The 9,420-nt window shown below is 40.3% G+C and carries 8 protein-coding genes; 6 read left to right on the forward strand and 2 right to left on the reverse strand.

Going from position 1 to position 9,420, the window contains the following annotated elements:
- Window positions 1–101: 101 nt before the first annotated feature.
- Complete coding sequence (locus tag ACFQ2I_RS19630; RefSeq protein WP_377567257.1) at window positions 102–1,769, forward strand: DEAD/DEAH box helicase; 1,668 nt, start codon at window positions 102–104, stop codon at window positions 1,767–1,769.
- Window positions 1,770–2,291: 522 nt separating this feature from the next.
- Here the strand turns inward: ACFQ2I_RS19630 and ACFQ2I_RS19635 are convergent.
- Window positions 2,292–2,789 carry a hypothetical protein gene (locus ACFQ2I_RS19635; protein ID WP_377567259.1) on the reverse strand — a complete coding sequence of 166 codons (498 nt, stop codon included), beginning with the start codon at window positions 2,787–2,789 and terminating at the stop codon, window positions 2,292–2,294.
- A 256-nt stretch (window positions 2,790–3,045) separates the two neighbouring features.
- On the opposite strand from ACFQ2I_RS19635, the gene ACFQ2I_RS19640 reads away from it, so the two are divergent.
- The 3 genes from ACFQ2I_RS19640 to ACFQ2I_RS19650 all read left to right on the forward strand — a co-directional run bounded on the left by ACFQ2I_RS19640 (window position 3,046) and on the right by ACFQ2I_RS19650 (window position 6,412).
- The gene (locus ACFQ2I_RS19640; RefSeq protein ID WP_377567261.1) at window positions 3,046–3,672 is read left to right on the forward strand and encodes a type 1 glutamine amidotransferase family protein; all 627 of its coding nucleotides are present in this window, start codon (window positions 3,046–3,048) and stop codon (window positions 3,670–3,672) included.
- A 98-nt stretch (window positions 3,673–3,770) separates the two neighbouring features.
- The gene (locus tag ACFQ2I_RS19645; protein WP_377567263.1) at window positions 3,771–4,715 is read left to right on the forward strand and encodes a helix-turn-helix transcriptional regulator; all 945 of its coding nucleotides are present in this window, start codon (window positions 3,771–3,773) and stop codon (window positions 4,713–4,715) included.
- Window positions 4,716–5,188: 473 nt separating this feature from the next.
- On the forward strand, window positions 5,189–6,412 hold the full coding sequence (locus tag ACFQ2I_RS19650) for a Fic family protein (RefSeq protein WP_377567265.1): 1,224 nt from the start codon (window positions 5,189–5,191) through the stop codon (window positions 6,410–6,412).
- Between the two features lie 67 nt (window positions 6,413–6,479).
- Here ACFQ2I_RS19650 and ACFQ2I_RS19655 read toward each other — a convergent pair whose 3' ends face one another.
- On the reverse strand, window positions 6,480–7,706 hold the full coding sequence (locus ACFQ2I_RS19655; protein WP_377567267.1) for an NAD(P)/FAD-dependent oxidoreductase: 1,227 nt from the start codon (window positions 7,704–7,706) through the stop codon (window positions 6,480–6,482).
- Window positions 7,707–7,940: 234 nt separating this feature from the next.
- Here ACFQ2I_RS19655 and ACFQ2I_RS19660 point away from each other — a divergent pair, with 234 nt between their 5' ends.
- Both ACFQ2I_RS19660 and ACFQ2I_RS19665 read left to right on the forward strand, forming a co-directional pair.
- Window positions 7,941–8,273 (forward strand): DUF378 domain-containing protein, encoded by a 333-nt coding sequence (locus ACFQ2I_RS19660; RefSeq protein ID WP_377567269.1) that lies wholly within the window; start codon window positions 7,941–7,943, stop codon window positions 8,271–8,273.
- Window positions 8,274–8,665: 392 nt separating this feature from the next.
- Complete coding sequence (locus ACFQ2I_RS19665) at window positions 8,666–9,103, forward strand: fibronectin type III domain-containing protein (protein ID WP_377567271.1); 438 nt, start codon at window positions 8,666–8,668, stop codon at window positions 9,101–9,103.
- The last annotated feature ends 317 nt before the right edge of the window (window positions 9,104–9,420 follow it).

The raw sequence follows: 9,420 nt of genomic DNA on the forward strand, positions 1-9,420 counted from the left end.
TATTGTGGCGATTCCAGAAAGTCAAGGGGTTTTCGTGAACTTTGATGATATCTTTATGACTCTTATCGAATTACCTGGTTTTGGATTGAACTGCATAAGTCATGAAGGAGCAAATGATTACTTTTGAAAATGAAGAAAAAAAGAAACAAACAAGTCTAGTCACACAGGAAGCAGAAGCGACACATGAACTTGAAAGACTGAGACAAGAAAGTGGAAATCTTCAAGATGATTTATCGAGTGCTTCTATTGAAATAGAATTTTTAATTGATCTACAAGCTCAAGCTAAACGAAATTATGATGTAGTTACTTCACAAAAGCCAAGCCTATTGTGGTTTCATAAAATAATTAATCGACCCAAAGTTGAGGAGTACTTTAAAAATCTGAATAATGTAAATGATCATTTAAATGATCTATCTAGACAAAAAACGAAATGGTTGAATGACCGTATGCGACTCGAAAATAGGTTAAAAGAAACTGCTAGAAAAAGTGAGCACATTCAAAAACAATCTCAGGACACAAAAGCGGACTTCAAACGTTGGAAGACTACTCAACATAACGCTTTTCAAAAAATGGCACGGGAAATTGCAGTATTGGAAAACCTCAAATCTCAAAGTGGCATTAAGGGACTAGATTTTTCACTATCCTATGAAGAGCTGCAAAAATCTAATCCATGGTCTACAAGAAACTTCCGTAAGTTACAATCGGAGTTATTTATTTCAGCTTTAAAAGTTAGAAAGCAATTCCTGTATGAAAACAGAAAGAATTTGAAAGCCGCGAGGAATATTTGGAATAGGCAGTCTGAATACATGGGAAAGGAGAATGGGCAGAAGCTAATTTCAGAATCATGGAATTGGTTAAATTTCACTATTCCCGTTGTCAGCACCACTTTTGCTAGTTTTGGGAGAATGTTTATAAATCTAAATGAAAATTCAATAGGCAATTTATTCATAGACGAGGCTGGTCAAGCACTACCACAAGCTAGTGTTGGTGCAATTTTTAGAAGTAAGAAGGTTATGGTTGTGGGGGATCCATCACAAATAAAACCAGTATTAACGTTAGATTCAAATGTGCTTACACTGATTGGCAGACACTATGAAGTCGATGAGAAATTTGTATCTACTGATGCGTCTACTCAAACCATTGTGGATGCCACAAGTCAGTATGGTTTTCAAAAAAATGAGGATGAATGGATTGGCATCCCCCTTTGGGTACACAGACGTTCGAACTATCCGATGTTTACGATATCTAACGAAATATCGTATGACGGGTTGATGGTACAAGGTAAATCAGGAGATGAGTCACTAGGAAACTCACAGTGGTATGATTCAACAGGAAGAGCAATTGACAAATTTGTTAAAGAACAAGCTGACTTACTGAAAAGTATGATTAATGAACGTTTGCAAGAAGAGCCGGATTTAGCGGATGAAATTTATGTTATTACCCCATTCAGAAACGTGGCTCGTAAACTTGCACAAGTTCTAGATGAAATTAATTTTACAAAACGAGAAAATGGGAAATCAACGAATATAGGAACTGTTCACACTTTTCAAGGGAAAGAAGCCAAAATTGTTTATTTTGTTCTTGGAGCTGATTCTATGAGCAGTGGGGCGGCAAGATGGGCTGTATCTGATCCAAATATGATGAATGTTGCAGCTACACGAGCTAAAGAAGAGTTTTATGTTATTGGCGATAAGAAACTGTATGCCTCACTCGGTAGTGAAGTAGCAAATAAAACGATCTCAATTATAGATGACTATAATAATGCGTAGGTGAAGATCTCCTAGTTGGAGGGTCTTTCTTTACGTCTTCGAGATGTTACATTGAAGCGTATTATAAATGACGCAAGCTCATAAATTCTGGCTGAGATCCTCCAGGGATGTTGTGAAAATATTCAAAGTGTAGCGGCAACGTTAGAAGAGCAACATGCAACAAGTGGAGAAATCTCGGCTGCAGTTACAAGACCGAATTATTTCCAATATTTACGTAATCTCATCCTATGTTGTTGATGGACCTTTTTTTGTAGGATAAACGTATCCACATCAAGGGAGGTGTTCCCCGGTTTATATATCGATTCTATCAACCGATGAACAAGGTCCATCGGACCACAAGTTACGGCGAATTTTTCAGTATAACACGCTTGCTCGACACCAGGTTATTGTAGATTTGACGACTGCGTTCACTGCGGCTTTGGCGAAATGGCTGATTTTGTCTTCATCCTGGAATAGGGGGTGGCAGTCGGTTGTGTGTATACTCCGCCCCCAAAACCGCCGCCACTGGCAATGTATGCGTGGTTACCTCTGATTTCCACATTCGTCAACACGGGTCTGCTGCCATTGATATTTGCTATTCCCCCGCCGTACCGCCTCCAAAACTATGGGGATAGGCTCCATTTGCCTCCCGCCCTCGATCGTCACCCCGGAGAGAACAGCCGTATTGCCCAGACCGGACGTGCTGACTACATAATAGGCATTATCTGCGCTGCTGTCGGGATTACCGATATTCCCACTCAGGATCGTTGCGCCGCTGTAACCTCTATACCCGTCGTGTCCGCCGTAGATTGTCACACCATTTTTCAATGTAAAATGAGCATTGCGCCCCGTACCATTCCCTGTCGGATAATACGTCCCTTCTGCGACCCAGATTTGATCGCCAGCTTCAGCCACATCTATGGCTGCCTGCAGATCGGTATAGGCGTTGTTCCAATCAAGTCCACTCTCGTTCCCAAGAGGATCTGGGTCATGGTCTACAAAAATGATAGTCCCGGATGCCTCAACTTGTGTTGAAAGCACGATCTCGCCCAGCTCTATGGACAGCAGGATGCCAATGCACAGCCAATACGTCTGTTGGAAGATTAAAGCTTTATTAAAGGATTTTGATTAACGGCTGTACGTTTTCGTAGTGTAATTATGACGTCATCTCGATCATGGAGCAATAGCTTCACTGACAACAGATGTCAGTGAAGCTATTGTATAATCATGATAATCAGTGATCACAGATGGATAGTTGGTATCACTTGATGAATTGTAGAATAAGGAGAACTTGTGAATGAATAATACGGTATATCTTTATGTGTTTGACACAATGGCAGACTGGGAAATAGGTTATGTAACAGCAGAACTGAATTCGGGAAGATATTATAAAAAGGGACTGGCCCCTTCAAAAATAGTCACCGTTGGAATTGAAAAGACTCCTGTCACTACAATGGGAGGATTGAAAATACTGCCTGACATTAAACTGGATGAGTGCAGCTTTGAAAGCACAGATACATTGATTTTACCCGGTGGAGATACATGGACAGAATCCATTCACCAACCCATCTTGAAAATCGCTGAGAGGAGTTTAAAGGAAGGTATATTGGTTGCAGCGATTTGTGGTGCTACAATGGGACTTGCCCAGACAGGATTGCTGAATTCACGCCTGCATACGAGCAATGATTTGGAATACCTTAAAATGGTCTGTCCCACTTACACGGGCGAAAAGTATTACAAAATGGAGTCTGTTGTAACGGATGGAAAACTGATCACTGCATCTGGAATAGCTCCGTTGGAATTTGCTGTACACGTGTTGAAAGCTCTGGGCGTGTTTTCTTCACAAACATTAGATGCCTGGTATAGTCTTAACAAGACTAATGAACCCAAATATTTCTATGAGTTAATGAATTCAATTCAGTAAGGGTATAAGCTGGGGTTGTGGAGCCGTAGCTCAAATCAGTTTTATTTTCTTGAGAAAAAGAGGTGCTTCCTATAGCCAAATGGGATAATATGCTTTCGATGCTATGGATACTTAGAACCGGAAGGAAGCTCACTGCTACGGAGATCGCGGACAGTTTGGAGATCAGCGTTCGCACCGTGTACCGATATATCGACGCATTATGCGCCAGTGGTGTGCCGGTCGTCGCGGAATCGGGCCATGACGGTGGCATTCGTATTCTGGAAAGCTTCAAGGAGACGCCACTCTTCTTCAACTCTGTAGAGGTGAAGGCGCTCGTAGATGCGTATAAATTTGCGCAAGGCGCTGGTTATCCATATACAGAGGAGCTAGAAAGCGCGCTGAAGAAGGTGGAGAACGGGTTGCACGAAGAGCAGCGCCACGATCTGTCCCATCAGTCGAATGGCTTGGATGTGATTTCTCCGTCGCGTCTACCTTCCGTCATTTCGTTGTTGCGTGACCTCGAGCAGGCGGTCAAGGGCGGGCTAACGGTTCGCATGACCTATCGCAAAGCGAATGCGGAGCAGGACGACGAACGAGAGGTTGATCCTTACGGGTTGGCTTACGATCGAAACGAGTGGTACGCTGTCGCGTTCTGTCATCGGTCGCAGGCGGTACGGACGTTCCGCGTGGACCGCATAACGAGGTTGGAGCCGACTGAAGCGCGGTTCGAGAAGCCGGATCGTTTCTCGGCGTCCGTCTACTTCCGCGACCAGTCCGAGCGAGAACGGGAGGCAGACGGACCACTGACAGTCATCCGCATCGAGGGAGAGCCAGACACGCTGAACGCGATTTGCCGTCACTGGCATATGCGCCACTATTTGACGGAACGGACCGATCGAGAGGCGCGGTTTCTACTCGACGTCCCGACGATGAACAAGCACCTACCAATGTATCTAATGACATTCGGCACAGCCATTCGCATTATGGAGCCACTGGAGCTGAAGCGTCGGATCCAGGAAGTGGCATATGGGATCGCCAAACATTATGACGAAGATTCCGAATGAACTTCACTGACAATGGTTGTCAGCGGGAGTTTTGAACAAGGACATTTTTTCGAAAATGCCGGGCTAGGTGGAAGAAACGCAGCGCAATGTGACCCGCGATGCTGAGGCGGCAAGGAGATGCGGGGGTACCAACCGATTATAGGGAAATGAGCGGATATTAGTTGTTGAAGATGATAGTTGAATAAAACTTTCGTTAGAGAGGTATAACGTCTTTCTTCCATGCTAAAGATATTAACACTTTGAAAATTGAGGTGTTAACGCATGATTGTTGTTTGTCCTTCATGTAAGAGAGAAGTGAAAATTAAGAAAAATGGGAATGGACGATGTATTTGTGGGGCTAACATAAAAGTGTTGAGTTAACAAAGTCGGAATCTATGTTTAAAAAATGATCATTTTTTAAACATAGGTGTAGACAATACCAGTTTAATATGTAAGAATTATTGATATATATATATTAAATTGGTGGTGAGTATATGAGGCACTTGCATAAAATATTTCATGAAAATAGTATTGGTGAATTTAATAAGGTGTATGAAGAAAGATTTAATTTTAGTTCAATCGTAAAACTTGGAATGCATATTAAACCTATGAACCAGGCAAATAGGTATGATTTATACTATGTGCCTACAAACAAGATGTTAAAGATGATCTCCGAACTTTACATCATTTCGATGGATTTTGATACAAACTTTAAGAATCTTCCAAAAGTAGCACAAAAACAGTTTATTATTGAATGTATTTCGGAGGAGTTGTATAACACAAACGAGTTAGAAGGTATACGAAGTAATAGAGATGAAATCGTTAGAAGTACTAAAGATGTGCTATTTAACAGGAAATCAAAGAAAAGATTTGAGAGTATGATTAAATCATATTTTCGTTTGCTCGAAGATTTTGAACATCCGAAAACACCAAAGGATATAAGAACAATATATGATGATATTACAAAAGGTGAAATTGACTCGCAAGAACTTCCCGATGGAGAAATATTCAGAAAAGAAACCACTTATATTTTAAAAAAATCAGGCAGTGGAAAAGTTATCCACCATGGGATTACACCTGAATCAGAAATCATTAAATTGATCGAAAAATTGTTGGATTTCATGAACAGTGATCATTCTGAAGTACCAAACATCATCAAAGTGGCAGTAGGTCATTATTATTTTGGATATATTCATCCATTTTATGATGGGAACGGGAGAATATCTAGATTTATTAGCAGTATGTACTTGTCAAAGAATTTAGGTAATATTTGTACATTGTCATTATCTAGGGGATGTAACAAGTATAAAACAAAGTACCTTGAGGCTTTCGAGATTTCTAATAGTATTAGAAGTAGAGGTGAAATGAACAGTTTTATTGAAACTTTTTTAGAAATAATAATAGAGGCTCTTAAGCAGATGAACGCAGAATTGAAGGAAAAGAGCCACTTTTTAAATATGGCATTACAAAAGATAGGTAGCGATCCAAAGTTAAAGCTTGTGCCCCAGGGTCACAGAGATATGATGTTTGTCTTGGCACAAAATCATTTCTTTGATTCTAGTAGTGGATTAACGGCGGGGGAACTGTCAGAAATATTCGATAAATCAACGGCAACAATAAGAAAAATTGTTAAAGATCTGCTCGACATATCGTTGGTAGATCAAAAAGGAGAAAGGCCTGCATATTTCTGCATTAGGAGTAAATACTTCGAAGAATGAAGCATCCACAAGTAGGGCGAAATTTCTGGTTTTAGCCGTTCGAGGGGTCGTATAGCTTCCCCATTTTTCACTCCTTGTTAAGTAAAGGACGTTCTTGCAAGTATAGAGTTAAATCTGGACTATTGCCTTCAACGATTTCCTGTACAATAATCTTCGACAGTAATTGGCTGTATACCGTACCATTATCACCAAAGGCAAATAGAAAATAGCAATTAGGATATTTTTCATATTTGCCGATAATGGGAAGTCCATCCACTATTCCTCCATAAAATGCAGATGAATAGAACTCTGCTTTTACGTTTATATGGGGAAATAATTTATTCAATTCCTCAATCAGTTGATCCTTTTTATGGTTTAACTTACTATCCCTATCATCGGGGTAATTCGTATTATCATCAAGTCCACCTATGATAATCCTGTGGTCTCTCGTTGTACGCATATACAAATAGGGGCGTGCAGTTTCCCAAATGAGTGTCCTGTTATACCACTGGGATAGGTCTTCAACGGGGTTGGTCGTTACTGTATATGTACTTACAAAAGAGGCTTTTTTCTCCTTTTTGACTTCCATACCTTCATACCCCGCTGCAAAAATAACATAACGCGCTTTTATAGAACAGCCATTTTTTGTGGAAACAACCATCTTATCGTGTTCTTTTTCATAATGATGCCCATTCATTTCTGTATGTTCATAAACGCGAATGCCTTTGCTTGCCGCGTATTGTAAAAGTGAATGGGTAAATCTAAAAGGATTGATTTCTGCATCGTTGTATGAATAAATCGCCGCATCTCTGCTAAAAGGATACTTTGCTTCAATTTCAGATTTTGTTAAAAAGGTAAGCTCAACATTTTGTAACCTTAAAAATTCATATTCCCGTTTTAGCTTATCCACGTCTTCTGCACAGCTAGCTGAATATAAGGTATCCCTTCTGTTGAATTCGCAATCAATTTCCCCTTTTTTTGAAGCTGCTTCAATTTCATTAATGGCTTGCTTAAGTAATTGCAAATGTTTTGTTATGTAACCTTCTCCAAAGCTATTGATTAAATTTATAAACATTTTTTCACCAGAATATTGCAGAAGCGCTGTATTCGTACTCGTACTGCCGCCGCCAATTTTTGATTTTTCGATTACAATCACATCTAAATTATGATCAGCAAGATAATATGCGCACTGAGCTCCAGAGCTTCCGCCCCCAATAATTAACACATCGCAGCACAGATCATCTTCCAATGCAGGGTAAGATGGAGCATCGGGAAAAGTAGTAGGCCAATAATATTTTCCAGATTGTAAATTCATTTTAAGTCCCCCAATTAGTGAAATTATAATGGTACTGTATCCAATTTCATCTCATATATTCAGGATTTATGGATTTCACATTCACAAGAGCATCGGAGGCAGAGCAAAGAAGATAAAATCCCAGGGCATAAGGAGAGCATTAGGGGCCATTATTGAAATGACAATGATAAATACAATGTATAAAAAAGCCGTTTTAGCAAATGATAAGAACGAATTGAAAGGAGGAGTTAGGATTTGAGTATGCTTTCACGTATTGCGCTGGCTTTACTTATAATAGGTGGCATTAACTGGGGGCTAATTGGTTTTTTTCAGTTTGATTTGGTTGCAGCGTTATTTGGGGGCCAAAGTTCTTTCTTGTCTCGACTGGTCTATGGCCTTGTAGGGTTAAGTGCACTTGCCTGTCTAGGTTTATTGTTTAAGTCAGACGAAGAAGTCGACACGGTTACTGAACGACCTACACGATTCTCTAATGCTAGCTTAAACACAGAGTTCAGCGAGGAACCGTTATTTAGAGATGATTCAAGCGTTGATAAGGGAAAGGACTACAAAAGCAAAGGAAAAAAATAGAGAATGATTGTAGCATAAAAACAGCCATCTAATTGAGATGACTGTTTTTTCATACTGCGCTCCTCTTTATGATATTGAGTTTTAATTGAATAATATGGTTCCAGGATAATATAATACAATAGTTTATTTTGCCCGATTCGGGTCGGGTTTGAAATAGTTCTTGCTGAGGGAAAAAATGGGCCATGGCGTTAGGCAATACACAACGCCGTTGCCCTTTTTTTGTTCCTTCGCCAGCTTTGTAATCGAAGTGAGTTGCAAACGCGAGTATAAAGTTTTATTTACATTTCACAATTAGGCTATCCCACCATGAAAAAGTATAAATTGCTATGTTAAATCAACTATTAGCTTCATTGTTTCACCGGGAGCTATCGTGTCTCATGCATACCCTGGGGATGATCCTTGTTGAGGGGGATTGGGATTGGTCTCCTCTACCCTTTAACACGGTTATAATTGTAGACCCACCCGCGAATGTACAGGCAGTAAATATAACCGAGACTAGTGCTACAGTGCAATGGACGGATAATCCGGGTCACTCTGAATATTACATTAGCTGGGGTTCGGAGCTTTCGACTTATGTGCGAGACCGTTCTGGTCCCTACACGATTGAGAATTTAACGAGTAATACTACCTATATAGTGTCTATCTATGCATTGGACGGTACTACACTAACTTCTGAGCCTGTTGAAATCCAGTTCACCACCACGGAAGCGGCGATCGTATGGCCTACTAAGGAGATTATGATTGGTAGAGATAAGGGCTTTGAGCCAACTGCCAGGACAACACGCGCTGAAGCAGCTGTAATTGTGAAGAGGCTGATTGATCTAAAGTAATTCGTGTCATTATATCTATGATGAAAGAGCATGATCGCGCAATGGGCCATGCTCTTTTCGTATATTTAGCGCTATAAAGGTTCGATTTGCTTTTTTATGAATGAGGGCAATGTTATAGCTGTAAAACACGAATATTCGCAATTTAAATATATGATTTTGTGTGTATTTGTATGTGTTTTCGTGGTATTATCTGTATAAACGTGAAGACTAGCCTGATTATTTCGCTGTTAGGACAACACCGATTCGCTTCTGAGCAACAGCGATACGCACATCAGCATCACCTTCCATTTGTGACGGGATTCGCACAATAACATCAC

Source organism: Paenibacillus chungangensis (assembly GCF_042675905.1).
GTDB lineage: Bacteria > Bacillota > Bacilli > Paenibacillales > Paenibacillaceae > Pristimantibacillus > Pristimantibacillus chungangensis.